Source organism: Phaeobacter sp. QD34_24 (genome assembly GCF_028890115.1).
Classification (GTDB): Bacteria; Pseudomonadota; Alphaproteobacteria; order Rhodobacterales; family Rhodobacteraceae; genus Phycobacter.
In genome coordinates this window covers 43963-61687 of record NZ_JARCJD010000008.1, presented here as the reverse complement: position 1 = coordinate 61687, position 17725 = coordinate 43963, and the positions used below count along the sequence as shown (strand labels likewise).

Annotated in this window: 8 protein-coding genes; 5 read left to right on the top strand and 3 right to left on the bottom strand. The window is 66.2% G+C overall.

Annotated elements, in window-relative coordinates:
• The first annotated feature begins 4 nt into the window (after positions 1-4).
• The 4 genes from PXK07_RS08340 to PXK07_RS08325 are packed head-to-tail and all read left to right on the top strand — an operon-like array spanning position 5 to position 6743.
• Complete coding sequence (locus tag PXK07_RS08340; RefSeq protein ID WP_274847757.1) at positions 5-1012, top strand: AAA family ATPase; 1008 nt, start codon at positions 5-7, stop codon at positions 1010-1012.
• Positions 1009-1908 carry a DUF58 domain-containing protein gene (locus PXK07_RS08335; protein ID WP_446728362.1) on the top strand — a complete coding sequence of 300 codons (900 nt, stop codon included), beginning with the start codon at positions 1009-1011 and terminating at the stop codon, positions 1906-1908. The genes PXK07_RS08340 and PXK07_RS08335 overlap by 4 nt, the downstream gene beginning before the upstream one ends.
• Positions 1905-4691, top strand: a complete 2787-nt coding sequence (locus PXK07_RS08330) for a DUF4159 domain-containing protein (protein ID WP_274847756.1) — start codon at positions 1905-1907, stop codon at positions 4689-4691. Before PXK07_RS08335 ends, PXK07_RS08330 begins: the two co-directional genes overlap by 4 nt.
• Positions 4692-4700: 9 nt before the next feature.
• Positions 4701-6743, top strand: a complete 2043-nt coding sequence (locus PXK07_RS08325) for a hypothetical protein (protein WP_274847755.1) — start codon at positions 4701-4703, stop codon at positions 6741-6743.
• Between the two features lie 222 nt (positions 6744-6965).
• Here the strand turns inward: PXK07_RS08325 and pbpC are convergent, their stop codons facing one another.
• Together pbpC and PXK07_RS08315 are read right to left on the bottom strand one after the other, a co-directional pair.
• The gene (gene pbpC / locus PXK07_RS08320; RefSeq protein ID WP_446728364.1) at positions 6966-8981 is read right to left on the bottom strand and encodes a penicillin-binding protein 1C; all 2016 of its coding nucleotides are present in this window, start codon (positions 8979-8981) and stop codon (positions 6966-6968) included.
• A gap of 68 nt (positions 8982-9049) precedes the next feature.
• Positions 9050-14491 carry an alpha-2-macroglobulin family protein gene (locus PXK07_RS08315; protein WP_274847754.1) on the bottom strand — a complete coding sequence of 1814 codons (5442 nt, stop codon included), beginning with the start codon at positions 14489-14491 and terminating at the stop codon, positions 9050-9052.
• Between the two features lie 144 nt (positions 14492-14635).
• On the opposite strand from PXK07_RS08315, the gene PXK07_RS08310 reads away from it, so the two are divergent.
• Positions 14636-16930: a response regulator gene (locus PXK07_RS08310; protein WP_274847752.1), complete on the top strand. Its 2295-nt coding sequence runs from the start codon at positions 14636-14638 to the stop codon at positions 16928-16930.
• A 9-nt stretch (positions 16931-16939) separates the two neighbouring features.
• Here the strand turns inward: PXK07_RS08310 and yaaA are convergent, their stop codons facing one another.
• Positions 16940-17701: a peroxide stress protein YaaA gene (gene yaaA / locus PXK07_RS08305; protein WP_274847751.1), complete on the bottom strand. Its 762-nt coding sequence runs from the start codon at positions 17699-17701 to the stop codon at positions 16940-16942.
• Between the last annotated feature and the right edge of the window lie 24 nt (positions 17702-17725).

The following is a 17725-nucleotide window of genomic DNA, read 5'->3' as shown; positions in this document are numbered from 1 at the left end:
AGTCATGTCCGAACCCGATGATCTGCTGGCCGAGATCGAAGCGCTCGAAACCAAGCTGCAACAGGCACGCGCGTCGATTACCCGCCGTTTTATCGGCCAGGAGCGGGTCGTGGACCTGACCCTTGCCACCCTTCTGTGCGGCGGGCATGGATTGCTGGTCGGCCTGCCCGGCCTCGGCAAGACGCGGCTGGTGGAAACGCTCTCGACCGTGATGGGGCTTGACGGCAACCGCATCCAGTTCACCCCCGACCTGATGCCCGCCGACATCCTCGGCTCCGAGGTGCTCGACAAGGCCGCCGATGGCAGCCGCTCTTTCCGCTTTGTCTCCGGACCGATCTTCTGCCAGCTCTTGATGGCGGATGAGATCAACCGCGCCAGCCCGCGCACCCAGTCGGCGCTGTTGCAGGCGATGCAGGAGCGCACCGTGACCGTCGCCGGCGAAGATCGCCCGCTTGGCACGCCCTTCCATGTGCTGGCGACCCAGAACCCGATCGAGCAGGAAGGCACCTACCCCCTGCCCGAAGCGCAGCTGGACCGCTTCCTGTTCCAGATCGACGTGCATTACCCTGACCGCGGCACCGAGCGCGATATCCTTCTGGCCACCACCGGCGTGGAAGAGGCCGAGGCCCATCAGGTCTTCACCGCCGAGGAACTGATCGCGGCCCAGACCCTCTTGCGCCGCATGCCGGTCGGGGAGTCGGTGGTGGAGATGATCCTTGATCTGGTACGTGCCTTCCGCCCGGATGAGCCCGGTGTCTCGGACCGTGTGGCCCAGACCGTGGCCTGGGGGCCGGGGCCCCGCGCCGCACAGGCGCTGATGCTGGCGGTGCGCGCCCGCGCGCTGTTGCAGGCGCGCCTTGCGCCCAGCGCCGAGGATGTGATCGAGATGGCCCGCCCGGTGCTGACCCACCGGATGCAGTTGAACTTTGCCGCCCGCGCCCGCGGCGAAAGCCTCGCCGATCTGATCGACGAGACCGCGGCAAGCCTCGCTCGCACCGGGGCCGCCGCGTGAACCAGGCCGCTGCCTCTTCCGCGCCGGGCGCAGCCGATCTGCGCCACCGCTCCGAGGCCGAGGCCAGCGCCCTGCCGCCCCTTTTGGTGCAGGCGCAGATGCTGGCGGGCTCGGTCCTGCTCGGAGAGCACGGGCGCAGGCGCGCCGGAACCGGCGATGATTTCTGGCAATACCGCCCCCTGCAACAGGGCGACAGCCGCCGCATGATCGACCACCGCCGCTCAGCGCGCGGCGATGTGCAGTTCGTGCGCGAACGGGAATGGCAGATCGCCCAGACCGTGCACCTGTGGACGGACCTTGGCGCCTCGATGCGGTTTTCCTCTTCCCCCGATCTACCGCAGAAGATCGACCGCGCCCGCCTGCTGGCGCTGGCGACTTCGGTGCTGATGCTGCGCGGCGGCGAACGGGTGGGTCTGACGGGCGGCAAGCTGCCGCCCCGCAGCGGCAAGGCGCAGGTCCTGCGTCTGGCCGAAGCGCTGAGCGCCGAGGATGAGGCCGACTACGCCCCGCCCGAACACCGCGCCATGGTGCCCCATGCCCGCGCCCTGTTCATCTCGGACTTCCTGGGTCCCTTTGACGAATTGCAGCTGGCCCTGACCAAGGCTGCCGACCGGGGTGTGCGCGGGGTGCTGTTGCAGGTGCTGGACCCCAGCGAGGAGAGTTTTCCCTTCTCCGGGCGCACCCGGTTTCACAGCATCACCGGCGGGTTAGTGCATGAAACGCTGAAGGCCTCGGCCCTGCGGGATCGCTATCTGGACCGGCTGGCCGAGAGGCGCGACGCGCTTGAAACGCTCTGCCGTGCGGCAGGCTGGCGGCTGGGCCTGCACCACACTGGCGATTCAGCGCAATCGGCGCTGATGTGGCTCTATCACGCGCTGGAAAGGTCCGCCGCATGACCCTGATCGCCGGTATCGGATTTGCCTATCCATGGCTTCTGCTCGGTCTACTGGCCCTGCCGATCCTGTGGCTGCTGCTGCGCGCCGTGCCGCCAGCGCCCCGGCGCCAGGCCTTCCCGGCGGTGACGCTGCTCTTGGGCCTGGGCGATGACGAAAGCCTGTCGGACCGCACGCCCTGGTGGCTGTTGCTGCTGCGCATGCTGGCGCTGGCAGCGGCGATCATCGGTCTTGCCGGTCCAGTGCTGAACCCCGAGACACGCCAGACCGGCAGCGGGCCGCTGTTGGTGGTCATGGATGCGACCTGGGCGGGCGCCGAGGGTTGGGAGGAAACCCGCGAGCAAATCGCCCTGCGCCTGGAAGAAGCCGGGCGGGCAGGTCGTACCGTTGCCCTGATGCGCCTCAGCGATCCGCAAGAGCTGCAATTTCGCGCCGCCACTGACTGGCTGCAGCAACTGCCCGGTCTGAACCCGCAGCCCTGGCAGCCTTCTGCAGATCAGATCGAGCAGGCGCTGGCGCATTTCGCCAAGGCCGCGGAACAGTTTGAAACCCACTGGTTCAGCGATGCGCTGGATTATCCGGGCCGTGACCGCCTGATCACCGCACTGGAGGCACGCGGCGCTGTCTCCGTCTTTGAGCACCCCGGTCCTGTCTATGCCCTTGCCCCGCCTGCAATCGCGGATGGCGCGCTGGAGCTGACCGCCGAACGCAGCCTTGCAGGCCCTGCAGAAGAATTGCCCCTGCAGGCCCGTGGCCGTGATCCCGGTGGCACCCTGCGCAGCCTCGCGCGGGCCACGCTGCGGTTTGAAGACGGCGAAAGCCGCGCCACGGTGCGCCTTGCCCTGCCGTCGGAGCTGCGTGCGCGCATCACCCGGTTCGAACTCAGCGGCCTGCGCAGCGCCGGTGCCGTAGCCCTGGCCGACGATGGGCTGCGCCGCCGCGAGGTGGCCTTGATCGCCTCCGACAGCGAGGACGAGGGCCTCGCCCTGCTGTCGCCGCTCCACTACCTGCGACAGGCCTTGCTGCCCTCTGCCGATCTGTTAGAGGGCGCCCTCAGCGACCTCATGCCCGCCAACCCGGATGTGATCATCCTGGCCGATGTGGCCCGCCTGCCGCCCGCGCAGGAAGAGGCGATGATCGAATGGGTCGAAGCGGGTGGCCTTCTGGTGCGCTTTGCCGGACCCCGCCTGGCCGCAAGCGATACCGCCCGCAGCGAGGAAGAACCGCTGATGCCCGTGCGCCTGCGCCTGGGCGGGCGCAGCATCGGTGGCGCCATGAGCTGGGGTGAACCCAAGACCCTGGCGCCCTTTGTCGAAGGCTCTCCCTTTGTCGGGCTGGTCGCCCCGGATGAGGTCACGGTCACGGCCCAGGTTGTGGCACAGCCGGATCCCACCCTTGCGGCGCGCTCCATCGCCACATTGGCCGATGGCACGCCGCTGGTGACGCGCAAACCCCTGGGACAGGGGCAGGTGGTGCTGTTCCATGTCACCGCCAATGCGGAATGGAGCAGCCTGCCGCTCTCGGGCCTATTCGTGCAGATGCTGGAGCGGCTGGCGGTTTCCTCTTCGACCGGCACCCCCGAGGCCAGCAGCCTTGAAGGCACCGTCTGGCGGCCTGTCTCGGTGCTGGACGGGTTTGGCCGGGCGCTGGATGCGGGCACCCTGCCGGGCGTGCAGGGCCCCGCCCTTGTCACCGATCCTGCGGGTCCGGCGCTCAGACCCGGTCTATACGACAGCGGCAGCCAGACACTTGCGCGCAACGTGCTGCGCCCCGGCGACAGCCTGACGGCGGCCACCTGGCCTTCTTCGGTGACCGTTGCGGGCTACAGCACCGCGCAGGAACGCCCGCTGGCCGGGCTGCTGCTTGGCCTGGCGGTCGGATTGCTGGCCTTGGATATCCTGGCCACGCTGCTGGTGTCCGGCCAGCTGTCGCAACTGCGGCGCAGAACGGCACTGCTGCCGCTGATTGGCCTGTTGGCCGTCGCTGCCATGGCCGTGACGCCGGAACGTACCTCCGCCCAGGAGGCCGGTGCCAATGATCCGATCGCCCTGGCGGCCGAACTGACCCTTGCCCATGTCCTGACCGGCAATGCCGAAGTCGACCGGATTGCCCGCGCCGGCCTGCAAGGCCTGTCAGATACGCTGTTCTTCCGCACCTCGATCGAGCCGTCGGATCCGGTTGGGGTCGATCTGGAACGCGATGAGCTGGCCTTCTTCCCGCTGCTGTACTGGCCGGTGACTGCCGATCAAAGACTGCCCTCGCCAGCCGCCTATGACAGGCTCAACGCCTACCTGCGCAGCGGCGGCATGATCCTGTTCGACACCCGCGACGCGGATATGGCCGCCGTCGGCGCCACCAGCCCCGAAGCGCGCCGCTTGCAGCAGCTGGCGCTGGCGCTGGATATTCCGCCGCTGGAGCCGCTGCCCTCGGACCATGTTCTGACCCGCACCTTCTACCTCTTGCAGGACTTCCCCGGCCGCCACCCCCGTGGCCCGCTCTGGGTCGAGGCGGCGCCTGCGGATGCGCAGCAGACCGAAGGCATTCCCTTTCGCAATCTCAATGACGGGGTGACGCCGGTGGTGATCGGCGGTAACGACTGGGCCTCGGCCTGGGCGGTGGATGCAAACGGGCGGCCCCTGCTGCCGATCGGACGCGGTTTCGCCGGAGAGCGGCAGCGCGAACTGTCCCGACGGTTCGGCGTCAACCTGGTGATGCATGTGCTGACCGGCAACTACAAATCCGACCAGGTCCATGTTCCGGCCTTGCTGGAACGGCTGGGGCAATAGGGGCACGAGATGGCACAGTCGATCCTGTTTGACCCGCTTTTGCCCTGGCCCGTGATCTGGGCCCTGGGGGCGCTGACCTGTGTGACCCTGGGTATCGCCATCTGGACCCGGCTGCGGGGATGGCTGTTGCGCGCCGGTGCATCGCTCGCGCTATTGGCCATCTTGGCCGGACCCGTGGTCCAGAACGAGGATACCGCGCCGCTGAGCGATATCGTGATCGTGGCCAGCGATCAGACCGCCAGCCAGAACCTGCCCGAGCGTCCCGCGCAGATGGCACAGGCCGAAGAAGAGCTGGCCCGCGCCCTGGCCGCACGCCCCAATACCGAGACCCGCTGGATCACCCTGCCCGACGCTACCGATGACAGCGGCACCGCGCTGATGCAGGCCGTCTCGGACGCGCTGGCGGATGCCCCCCGGGGCCGCATCGCGGGGATCATCGCTCTGTCGGATGGGCAGGTTCATGACATCGACCAGGCACCGGATCTGCCCGCCCCCCTGCACCTGTTGCTGACCGGCCGGGAGGATGACTGGGACCGCCGCCTGGTGGTGCAGAACGCCCCGGCCTTTGGCATTATCGGTGAACCCGTCACCCTGACGCTCCGGATCGAGGATCAGGGCGCAGCACCCGCAGGGGCCGCGACGGCGCCTCTGGACATCGCCATCGACGGGGATGAGCCGAAACGTTTCGTCCTGCCGATCGGGATCGATTTCGACCTGCCCCTTGCCCTGCCGCACGGTGGCCGCAACGTGATCGAATTCTCAACCCCAGAAGCGGCAGGAGAGCTGACCGCGCGCAACAATACGGCCCTGATCCAGATCAACGGGGTGCGGGACCGGCTACGGGTGCTGCTGGTCTCGGGCGAGCCGCATCCGGGCGGGCGCACCTGGCGCAACCTGTTGAAATCCGACAGCTCGGTCGACCTGGTGCATTTCACGATTCTGAGACCGCCGGAGAAGCAGGACGGCGTGCCGGTGGATGAGCTGAGCCTGATCGCCTTTCCGACGCGGGAGCTGTTTCTGGAAAAGATAGACGATTTCGACCTGATCATCTTCGACCGCTACAAGCGGCGCGGGATCCTGCCCGCGATCTACCTCGACAATGTGGCGAATTACGTCGCCAAGGGCGGCGCGGTGCTGATCGCGGCAGGGCCCGATTTTGCAAGTGCCGCCAGTATCTATCGCAGCCCTCTGTCCGCGGTGCTGCCCGCCAGCCCCACCGCGCGGGTATTCGAGCAACCCTATCTGCCCGAGGTCACCGATCTGGGCGCGCGCCATCCGGTAACCTCGGGTCTTGGCGCTGATGGCGACTGGGGACGCTGGCTGCGGCAGATCGATCTGGAAGCCCCTGAAGGTGATGTCCTGATGCAGGGCGTGGATCAACGCCCCCTGTTGATCCTCAATCGCGAAGGCGAGGGGCGCGTGGCGCTTCTGGCCTCGGATCATGCCTGGCTTTGGAGCCGTGGCTACGAGGGCGGCGGGCCGCAGCTGGAGCTGTTGCGACGCCTGGCCCATTGGATGATGAAGGAGCCGGAGCTGGAAGAGGAAGTGCTGACTGCCGAGGCGACGGGACAGGTGATGCAGATCATCCGGCGCAGCCTTCAGGACAGTATCGGGGCGGTCACGATCACCGCGCCCGACGGCAGCGAGACAGTGCTGGAGCTGAGCCAGGCCGCGCCGGGTCTCTGGCAGGGCACATATACCGGCGCCGAGATCGGGCTCTACCGGCTGGAGGAAGGCGAGACAGAAGCGGTGATCGGCCTTGGCCCCGCGGCCCCGAAGGAATTTGCCCAGACCATCGCCACCGCAGAGCTGCTGCGCCCGGTCATTGCCCCGGCGCGGGGCGGTATCCTGCGGCTAGAGGACGGGCTGCCGCGCCTGCGTGACGTGCGCCAGGGGCGCCCCGCTGCGGGGCGTGGCTGGATCGGGCTGACCCCGCGCGAGGCCCATGAAACCCTTTCGGTGTCACAGCATCCGCTGCTTCCCGCCTGGCTGATCCTGTTGATCACCGCTACGCTGATCACCCTGGGTTGGCTGCGGGAGGGACGCAGCTAACCAGTCGGTCAGCGCCTGACCCACTGCCACCTGCCCGCCGCCACCTGACCAAGACCATCTGCATTGCTATTTTCATCAGACCCGAACCCGGGGCCGGGAAGCTCCCGCCCGTATCGGGCCTCCTGCCGGAGGCCCTCTCCAGTTGGGCCCGGCGCCGTGCAAGCACGGCGCTGACTGTATCGCAAGTCGGCCGCGCCAACCCGGCGGGGACACCCTGCAAGACTACTGATCGATTTGAACTGTCGCGCGGGCTGCGCGGCCCTGCGCATCGACCACAACCACATCGGAAAACCCCTGACCGGGACTGGGAATTTCAAACTCGCGAAGCTGGGCCCCGCTCAGGACCGGCTTGCCATCCGCCAGCACGACAAAGGGCGCCTGCCCGCCGCGCAGTTTGAGCGGCAGGGTCTGCCCGTCGAGCGCAAGCCGGGCGCCATCCGGCGGGAACAGCAGTTGCGGTGCATCGGCCGCAGGTGCGAATACCGCATCCCGGGATCTAAACCGGCGCAGGGGCGCGGGCAGTTCGGCAGCGGACAGGATCAACGTCGCGGCAGGTGGCGGCGGCAGCGGGTCGAATGCGGGTTTCAGCAGGCCGAAGGCCTCGAACAGGATGGGGGCGGCCAGGTCGCCCCCAAAGGCGCCGGGCACGGGAGTACCATCGGCCCGCCCCAGCCAGACACCGATCACATGGCGCCCGTCCCAGCCCAGCGCCCAGGCATCGCGGTGGCCATAGGATGTGCCGGTCTTATAGGCCAGCACCCCCGCCCGCGCGCCCGGCGGCGGCGCCAGGTCGCGCAGGATATCCCCCAAATGCCAGGCCGCCACATCGGAGATCATGCGCGGGCGTTCATCCCGCGCCCCATTGGTCTGGCCCCGCAAGTCAGGCCCCTGCCCCCCCGCGGCGAAGCCGACATAGAGCTGCACCAGATCCTGCAAGGTGAGGCCCGCGCCGCCAAGCGAAATCGCCAGCCCCGGTGCACCGCCCGGCAGCCGGGGATCGGTGCCGCCACGACGCAGCGCTGCCATTACCTGGGCCGGACCCAGCTCGCGCGTCAGCTTCACCACCGGGATGTTCAACGACAGCTGCAGGGCCTCCCGCACCCTCAGGTCGCCGCGAAAGGCCCCGTCAAAATTCTGCGGCGCGTAGCCGTCAAAATCCACCGGCCCGTCATGAATCAGGGTCTCCGGGTGAACCAACCCCTGATCAAAGGCCAGCCCGTAGATCAGCGGTTTCAGGGTCGACCCAGGAGAGCGCAGCGCCTGCGTCATATCGACAAACCCCTGCCGCCCCTCATCCCGGTATCCGGGCGATCCGACCGAGGCGAGGATCTCGCCGCTGTGATGATCCGCCACGATCAGCGCCGCTGACAACCGCTCCCCGGCGCGCCGGGCGGCAGCCTCAATCAACTGCTCCATTCGAGCCTGCAGATCGGCCCTTATGGTCAGCGAAACCCGCTGCGCACCGGGCGTTTCAGACAGAACACGATCCGCCAGATGCGGCGCAAGCCGGGGCATCGGGGCCATCTGGTGAGGCAGGCGCGCCCGGGCAGCCGTTGCGCGTTCTTCCTGATCCAGAACCCCGCGCGATGCCATGCGGGACAGAACCTGTGCCCGCGCGGCCCTTGCCGCCTCTGGTGCACGATCCGGGCGGCGGCCCTCGGGCGACTGCGGCAGGGCCACCAGCAGCGCCGCCTCTGCCGGGGTCAGGCGCCGCGGCTCCTTGCCGAACCAGACATGAGTTGCCGCCCGCAGCCCCTCGATATTGCCACCATAGGGCGCATGGGTGAGGTAGAGCGTCAGGATCTCGTCTTTGCTGAGGCGCCGCTCCAGCGCCAGCGCCAGGCGGATCTGCCGCAGCTTGCCGGACCAGCGCCCGGTGGGGCCATCCTCCAGCAACCGCGCCAATTGCATCGTCAGGGTCGACCCGCCCGAGATCACCCGGCCATGGCGCAGGGCCTGCCCCGCAGCGCGCATCAGCGCCAGGGCATCGACGCCGGAATGAGACCGGAACCGGTGATCCTCATAGGCGATCAGCATCTCGATGAAGCCCGGATCCACCCGGTCAAGGCGCACCCCCATGCGCCAGATGCCATCCTCCACCGGATAGACACGCAAGAGCTGGCCCTCACGATCCACCACCTCAACCGAGATCTCTGCCAGGGTCAGCGGCAATTCGGTGCGGGCAACCCAGGCATCAAACTGTCGCCAGCCAATCCCCAGAACCACGGCCAGGGCCAGGCACAGCAACGACAGGTGCGCCCATGCTGACCGGCCGGTAAATGCCGAGGCGAAGGCGCGCCTGCGTCTCACCGGACCTCGACCCGGCCCGCCGCAGTATGGGCACGATAGGCCGGGCGGTACATATCCTCGACCGAGGCCGCCGGATGATGGAAGCTGCCCGGCGTCACCGCGCGCGCCACATAGGCCAGGGTCACAGTCCGGCTGCCGCCGATATCCACCGCCGCCAGGAACCGGTCGGAGCGGAACTCGGCATGCCTCGCCTCACTCAGCTTCAGCCAGTCCAGATCCCGCAGATCGCCCGAGCGCAACAGGTTCGGGTTGTCGATCTCCACCCCGGCGGGCAGCGGATCATCTACCATCAACCGGGCACCGGTCTGCTCATGCGGGATGACGGTCAGTACCGTGACGAAGCGCGCGCCGGTTTCAAAGCTCAGGCTCTCGATCGGCGCGCCCTCCAGTGTGTAATACTCACGCCGCAGGGTGTAGCCATAGCCGCCTGCCTGCGGAGACAGTTCTGGCACTCCCATGGTGGTGAGGGTGATCTCGGCGCTGCGCCCCGAAGCCGCAGAGATCGACTTGGGAACGGCTCCGCTGCCGCTATCCAGGATCTCCACGAAAGCACCGCTGACGCTTTGCCCATTGACCAACAGTCCACTGTCCTCGGGATTTGACACCAGCGCCTGCGCCGCAAGAAGAGTCCAGGCGGCCTCCTGTGTGGACATGGTGGAGCCGTCTTCTGTCACGCGGGCCAGCAGGTAGTCGCGGCTGACGGCAGCACTGCCCGCTTCGCTGGCCAGGGCCAGAACGGCGGCAGCGTCGCGGCGATGGGTGCCATAATCGACCCGCCAGATCGGCGTCTCTGCCCCGCTGCGACCCAGCATCTGTGCGGCGCGGGCAAACATCCGATCCGCGCGCGGCTGGTCGCCATAGGCCGCAAGGGCAGCCCCAAGCTGAGCCGCGGCCAGCGGAGTGGCGAAATCGCCTGCCTTCACATCGACATAATAGCGCAGGTCTCCCATGGCGGCGGCGCCTTCGCGGGCCAGCACAAACAGCGCATAGGCCACGTCCTCGCCACCATCATCGAAATCCGGAGCGTAGTTGATGCGGTTGCGCAGATTGTCCATCGCCTGGGCAAAGGCCTGATCCGGCACTTCATGGCCCTGCGCGCGGGCGCGGGACAGGAAATCGCTGGCATAGGCATCGAGCCAGAAATCGCCGCTTTCGGCGCGCCACAGGCCAAAGGCGCCATTGCTGGCCTGCCGCGTCAGCACCTTGCGAATGGCCGCATCGATACGCGCGTTTACGGCGGGACCATTGCCCAGTCCCGCGGCCTCTGCCACCGAAGACAGATAAAGCAGGGGCATGGCGGTGGAGGTCACCTGCTCGGTGCAGCCATAGGGGTAGCGATCCAGCTGCGCCAGAAGCCCCGGCACATTGAGCTTCGCCAAGGGTCCGCCAGACAGAACCGCCCGGGCTGTCCCAGGTCTGAGACCTGCAAAGACATCCTCGCTGAACTGGAAACTGTCGCCAGCCGCCAGACGGAAGCGCCGGGTTTGCGCCACGGCAGGGTCATTGGCCCGCACCGGCAGACGCAACCGCTGGGTCAGCGGCAGCCCGGCGGGCGTGGTGAGCGTCAGCTCGATTTCAGGATCGCCAACGCTCAACCCGCTGAGTGGCAGTTCCAGCACCGCCTTGCCCTGATCGGCCAGGGTGACCGAAGCGGGCAGGCTGCCAAGAGCCAGCCCCTCTCCGATCGCGCGGACCGACAGGGGCATGACACCGGCAGGGCCATCCGCATGCACCACCTCGATACGGGCGCGACTTTGATCTCCCGGTGCCAGGAAGCGCGGCACGGATGCCGTGACCACCACCGGATCGCGCACCAGCATGTCTGCCTCTGCCTGCCCAACCGCCCGGCCCGACCAGGCCACTGCCATCAGCCGCACGGTTCCGTTGAAGGCGGGCAGATCCACCTTGAACAGCGCCGTGCCATCGGCGCCCAGCTGCAAGGGTCCGGAGAAGAGTGCCACCAGATCCTGCGTCGGCGGCGGTGATTGCATGCGCATGCCCCTGTCCGCATCCCCGCCCGAGCGCACCTGTCCCATGGCGCCATTGCCAGGATCGATCAGCCGCCCGTAAAGATCGCGCAGCTCCATCCCCAGCCGCCGCTGCCCGTGGTAATGCGCAGCGGGATCGGGGCTTTGGAAACCGGTCAGGTTCAGGATACCCAGATCGACAGCAGCGACGGTCAGCCAGACCTCTTCGCCCGCTTCGGCCCCGTCCACGCGCACCCGCGCCATTTCACTGCCACGTGGCCGTGCAACTTCGGGAACCTCGATCGTCACCGACAGCTCCTGTCCCGGCTGGGCCACCTTGGCATGGGCAAGCCCCAATGCGCGAGCGGGCGTGCGGCTCTGCTTGCCAGTCACCGGTTGCAGCACGGTTGCGGTCACATAGGCGCCGCTGCCCCAGTCTTCGGTCACACTCAGGGGGATCGTCGTCTCGCCTTCGGGCACTTCGACCGCCCTGCGTTCGATCAGCCGGTTGGACACCACCGAGATCAGTGCCGTTCCAGCGGCGCGTGGCACGATGCGCAGCCGCGCGGTATCGCCGGGCTGATAGCTGTCTGCATCCAGCGACAGGTCCAGCCGGTCGGGCGTGGCGGCGGCATCGGCAGGGGCATGCCAGCCCGCGTAGAAATCCAGCGCAGCCGAAACAGGCGCGCCATCCAGCCGTTCGATCACCAGTTCATAGCGGCCCCAGTCCACCGGTTCCGAAATCTGCAGCGGCGTGCTGCCTAGCGTTGCCTCGCCCGTTGCGATGCGGCTGCGGCGGGTGGTCGGCTCCCAGTTCCAGTTGCCATAAAGCTGATACCACTGATAGTGCGTCTCGACCCGGTTCAGGGTCCATTTCACATGCATCGGCTGCGGCACAAGGTCGGGGCCGAGGGCAATCACCTCGAACCCAGCCGCGCTGCCTTCGCCCACCACATCCTCAAACAGGGGGCGGATGCCAATCACCGGAGTGGCGGGGCGCACGGGCAGGGTCAGCTCGCGCTCCACCGGGCGCGCGGCGCCATCCATCAGCCGGGTGACGAATGTGGCCTGCATCGGTTTGCCCTCGGCCGCCGCCGCGGGCAGGGAGACCACAAAGGAGGCCTCTCCGGAGGCATCGGTCTGTTGACCGCCAAAGTAGGCGCGCTGCGGGTTCGATTGCGCGTCATAGCGGCCAAAGCGGTAGCCGGGCCAGCCTTCGACCGTGTCGCGGGCGGCAAGGCGCAGATCGCCGTCGATGGTCAATCCGCTGCCCGGCGCACCAAACAGATAGCGGGCCGAGATCGTCAGCTGCGCCGCCTCTCCCGGCACCAGAGCATCGGCGTTTGCCACATCCTGTTCAAAATCGATCCGCTCGGGCAGGAAATCTTCGACCAGGATCTGGCGCGTGGCCAGCGCGGGCCCCTTGGGATCGGTTTTCAGATCCAGACGCCAGGTGCCGCGTGGTGCAGACTGACCGATCGGTAGGGCCAGCACATGCCCACCAACCCGACCGCCCTCAGAGACATGGCGGCTGTACTCCACCCCATCGGGGCGATGCAGGATCGCGGTCAGAGGCAGATCCTCTATGGCCTGGGCGCGGCTGTCACGGGTCAGGGCGGTGACATGGATCACCTCCCCGGCCCGGTAGGCGCCCCGGTCTGTGGCCAGGAAGACATCCACCGGCCCCGGGGCCGGGCGTCCTTCCACGCCACGATCTGACAGGTCAAATGCCGCATCCTTCAGAGATAGAAAGGAAAAATCAGCGTCACCCTGTTTCGCCACGACCATGGCCGGGGCCGAGGCACCGCGCCCACGGGACAGACCAGGCGCAAATCTGGCATAGCCTGTCGCATCGCTTTCAGCCGTCGCCAGCACCGCATTGGCGTTGGAAATCAGCGTCACTTCCACCCCGGCGCGAGGTTTGGCATCCGACAGTCCCTGGACCTGTACATGCAGCCCATCGGCACCGGACATGGTGGAAAGCCCAAGGTCGGTGAGCACAAACCACTGGGTGGCTCCGGGGTCGTCATAGGGATCCGCCCCCGGAACGCGGGCGGTCAGCGCATAGATCCCTACCGGTCGATCAGCCAACACGTCGGCCAAGGGGAGCCTGGTGGTCATATCGCGGTTCAGATCGTCCTGAACGCGGGCCGTGCCGCTCCAGACCTCCTCCCCGATGTCGGAGGCGAAGTATTCGTCCTGCCAATGCGACAGCGGACGTCCGAAATACCCCTCCTGCAGGGTGCGCAGCAGGTTGCGGTCGCTGACCCGGCGCAGTTGTAGGTCGACCTCACGCAGGTTGACGGTCTCCACCGGCAGGGCCACCTGATCGGATTTTGCCAAGACGTAGGCGCGGCCCGGAAAACGCACCACCGGGGCACGGTCGCGCACATAGTGGCTGAGTTCCACCTCGCGGATCAGCGCCTCGCCGCTGGCGGCGGGCAGACCGCGCCGCAGGGCAATGCGATAACGCTGCCCATGTTCGATACCGTCCAAGCACAGCTGACGGCCGCTGGCCTCCACCGCAAGGCCCGGCTCCATCCCCTTGACGTAATCGCCGTAATTCACACCATTGCGCGCCAGATCCTCGGAAAACTCCACGCAGATGCGCGGGGCGGCGGTGTCGCTTTCGACAGTGCTGTCGGTGACGCGAAACCCGTATTTGCCGATTGCCTCATCAAGCAGCGCAGCCGTTTGCGGGCGCGGCGCCAGATCCTGCGCCAGACGCAAGACGGACAACATATCGCGCCCCCGGCCAAGCGTTTCGAGCGCCCGCGCCGCCTGGACCAGGGCTTCGGCCTGGGACACCGACCTTTCGGCACGAAGATAGCCGTTCAAGGCCGCCGACAGCGCCTGTTGCCGCTTGCTGCGCGTTTCACGGTTGCTTTGCGCTGCGAATCGCAACCACAGGGCCGAAGTCTCGCCCCACAGGGCAGGGTCGTCACTGATCGCCACCGCGGCACTGAGCCAGCCAAGCGCGCTTTGGACATTGCCTGCGCGCGCCTGGGCGCGGCCAGCCCGGATCATATCCTCAAGGCTGCCGCCCCGCGCGGGATATCGCAGCCCGATATCGGAGGCCTGCTGCAAGGCCGCCCGAAAATCCTGTTCCCGCAGGACCTGCAGCGCATCGGCCCGTTGGCGCGCCGCCGCCTGCAGGACTTCGGGAACCGCATGTTTCAGCGCGGAAATGGCGCCCTCATAGGGGGTCGGCTCTTTCATATCCGACTTCGGAAAACACGCGTTGGCCTTCCTGTTATAGGCAAACCCCACACAGGCATCCTGCGCCGTACAGGCCCTGATGCAGGAATTCAGATCCGTGTCGAACAGGGCCTGCAGATCCGAGCCGTAGTAATCGGTATCGGCAAAGGACTGGTACCTGACCTGTGGCAAAACCCGGTCTGACCCGGCCTCTACAGCCCCTGAAAAAATCCCCAATAGCGGTAGCAAAACAGCAATAAATCGACGCAACATGGCACCCTCCTAATAGGGCTAAGCTGGCACGGGCTTAACGCCATAGCAAGGTTTCCCATCGTAACACCGAAGGCAGGCATACCCGTCGCCGTATTTCAGGCCACGGCGTTGCATGCCGATAGGAAGTGGTTGGAGCACGCAGGGATGAACCTTGCCGAAAAACTCGCTGAGGAACGCCGGGCGCGCCTGGCGGCAGAACGGCTGCTTGAACTCAAGCAGGCCGAACTGACCGCTGCGAATCGCAAGCTCGGCCGACACGCGCTCGCTCTGACCCGCCAGATCGGCGAAACCCAGGCCGAAGTGGCCAAGACCCGCGACGAGAACGCCAAGGTCAAATCCGACCTCAGCATGGCGAACGAGAAGATCGAACAGGCGGAACGCCGTCTGTGGCATTCGATCCAGGCCTTCCAGGACGGCTTTGCCTTCTTTGATGCCGACAGCCGGTTGATCGGCGCGAATACCGCCTACCTCAATATCTTTGACGGGCTGGAGGAGATCAGCCCCGGTGTCTCTTATGTGCGGATCCTGCAGATCCTGACCGACGAAGGATTGGTCAACACCGGCGAAATGAAGCCGTCCGATTGGCGCGCCATGATGACCGACCGCTGGATGTCCCTGAAGCCGGAACCGGTGATCATCCAAATGTGGGACGATCGCTTCCTGCGCCTGCTTGACCAGCGCGGACAGGGGGGCGACGTGGTGAGCCTGGCGCTCGATATCACCGCATCGGTGCGCTACGAAGAGGAACTGCGCACCGCACGCGAACGGGCCGAAAGCGCCAACCGCGCCAAATCCGCCTTCCTTGCCAATATGTCCCACGAGATCCGCACGCCCATGAACGGCGTGATCGGCATGGCGGAACTCCTGAGCGATACCGAACTGAGCGAAGAGCAGCGCCTCTACGCCAACACCATCAAGAACTCCGGCGAAGCGCTGCTGGTGATCATCAACGATGTGCTCGATTACTCCAAGATCGAAGCCGACAAGATGGCGCTGCACCCCGAACCCTTTGACCTGGAGCGCTGCATTCACGAGGTGGTCATGCTTCTGCAGCCCACCGCGCGGGACAAGGGCCTGGCTCTATTGGTGGATTACGACATTTTCCTGCCGACCCGGTTTGTCGGTGACCCGGGCCGCATCCGGCAGGTTCTGACCAACCTTGTGGGCAACGCGGTGAAATTCACCAAGGAGGGGCATGTCACCCTGCGCGTCACCGGGCTGGCCGAGAAGGAAAGCAATCAAAGCTCCGTTCACGTCACCATCGAGGACACGGGGATCGGCATTCCCGCCGAGAAGATCGATCACATCTTCGGCGAATTCAATCAGGTCGAGGATGAGCGCAACCGCAAATTCGAGGGGACCGGCCTGGGCCTGGCGATCTCGAAACGGCTGATCGACATGATGGGCGGCGAAATCTGGGTCGAAAGCGAGGAAGGCGAGGGATCCTGTTTCGGTTTCCGCCTGCCCATGCCCACGCCGCAAGGGGCGCAATCCTCGGTGCCAGAGGTGCCCAATAGCCTGAAACGCGTTCTGCTGGTGGACGACCTGCAGCTGAACTGCGAAATCCTGCAGCGTCAGTTCATGCTGCGCGGCATTGATGTGGTCGCCGCCCAGAGCATCGCAAGCGCCATGGATGTGATGAGCGCAGACATCGACCTGGTCATCTGCGAACACAACGTACCCGGTGGTGGTGGCGTTCAGATGGTCCGAAACCTACGGGCGGGGGGCTGGAACCAAGTCCCCTTCCTGTTGCTCAGTTCGAATCCGCATACGGTTCAGGATGCCGATATCGAGGACCTGCATTTCGATATCCTGCAAAAGCCGACCCCCCGCGACGAGCTTTTCGAAAAACTGGCTGAAATCGGAACACGCCTGTCGCCCCCCGAGGCGGCTCCAGAGGCGGCTCCGCTCGCCGAAGCGCCGGGTGAGTTGACCCTTGAGGAAGCCTATGCGGCGGACAACGCCAAGGCGGTGACACCGAACACCGAGGAGGCTGCCGCAGATGACAGTGCCGTCATTCCTGCCGGGCCACGGCAGATGCGGGTGCTGGCTGCGGAAGACAACAAGACCAACCAGTTGGTCTTCCGCAAGATGCTCAAAAACATCAATATCGACCTGCAATTCGCCAACAATGGCGTCGAAGCCGTCGAGGCATATCAGACCTTCCAGCCTGACCTTATCTTCATGGATATCTCCATGCCGATCATGGACGGAAAACAGGCCACTGGCGAGATCCGCAAGCTGGAAGAAAGCACCGGGCAGCACGTTCCCATCGTTGCCCTGACCGCCCATGCCATGACCGGAGATTCCGAGGGCATCCTGGCGGCAGGCCTGGATCACTACCTCACCAAACCTCTGCGCAAGGCTCTGATTCTCGAACGGATCGAGGAAAACATGCCGCAGGATGTTCAGCCGATCGACATCAGTCCCGCGGCGTAGCGGCAGCCATCAGCCGCGCAGGAAGACCGGTTTGTCCGGCTCCGACATGTCCGGTTGATAGGCATAGCCGCCAGTGTCGAAATCCGTCAGGGACTCTGCATCTTCCAATCGGTGCTGGATGATATAGCGTGCCATCGCCCCCCGCGCCCGTTTGGCATAGAAGCTGACCACCTTGGGGGTGCCGTTCTTCATCTCCATGAAAACCGGCGTGATCACCTTTGGCTTCAGCGCCTTGAGATCCACGGCGCCAAAATACTCCTGGCTGGCACAGTTCACCAGGATATCGCTGCCGGTCTCCTCGGCCTGGGCGTTCAGCGCCTCTGCGATCTGGCTGCCCCAGTAGTCATAAAGGTTCTTGCCGCGTTCGTTCTTCAGCCGCGATCCCATCTCCAGCCGGTAGGGCTGCATCCCGTCCATGGGCCGCAGGACGCCATAAAGGCCAGACAGGATGCGGAAGTGATCCTGCGCCCAGGTCATCTCCTCGTCATCCAGGGATGCGGCTTCCAGCCCCTGGTAGGTGTCTCCCGCAAAGGCCAGCGCCGCAGGGCGCAGCGCCTCGGATGCAGGCGCGTCTTCGAAACTGCGGAACCGGTCGTAGTTCAGCTTGGCCAGATCCTCGCTGATATGCATCAGCTTCATGAGGTCAGCCACCGTGAGCTCCCGCGCGACCGCGTTCAGACGCGCCGCGTCCTCCTGGAATACGGGCGCGGTCATCTCCATGCCGCGCTCTGCCCAGTCCAGCTTCTTTGCAGGGGAAACCACTACCAGCATCTCTGATCCTCGCTCTGTTCTGGG

Excerpts from the sequence above, each read along its gene's own strand:
- PXK07_RS08340 (WP_274847757.1), top strand. The coding sequence starts at position 5 with ATGTCCGAACCCGATGATCTGCTGGCCGAGATCGAAGCGCTCGAAACC.
- PXK07_RS08330 (WP_274847756.1), top strand. The coding sequence starts at position 1,905 with ATGACCCTGATCGCCGGTATCGGATTTGCCTATCCATGGCTTCTGCTC.
- PXK07_RS08325 (WP_274847755.1), top strand. The coding sequence starts at position 4,701 with ATGGCACAGTCGATCCTGTTTGACCCGCTTTTGCCCTGGCCCGTGATC.
- PXK07_RS08315 (WP_274847754.1), bottom strand. The coding sequence starts at position 14,491 with ATGTTGCGTCGATTTATTGCTGTTTTGCTACCGCTATTGGGGATTTTT.
- PXK07_RS08310 (WP_274847752.1), top strand. The coding sequence starts at position 14,636 with ATGAACCTTGCCGAAAAACTCGCTGAGGAACGCCGGGCGCGCCTGGCG.
- yaaA (WP_274847751.1), bottom strand. The coding sequence starts at position 17,701 with ATGCTGGTAGTGGTTTCCCCTGCAAAGAAGCTGGACTGGGCAGAGCGC.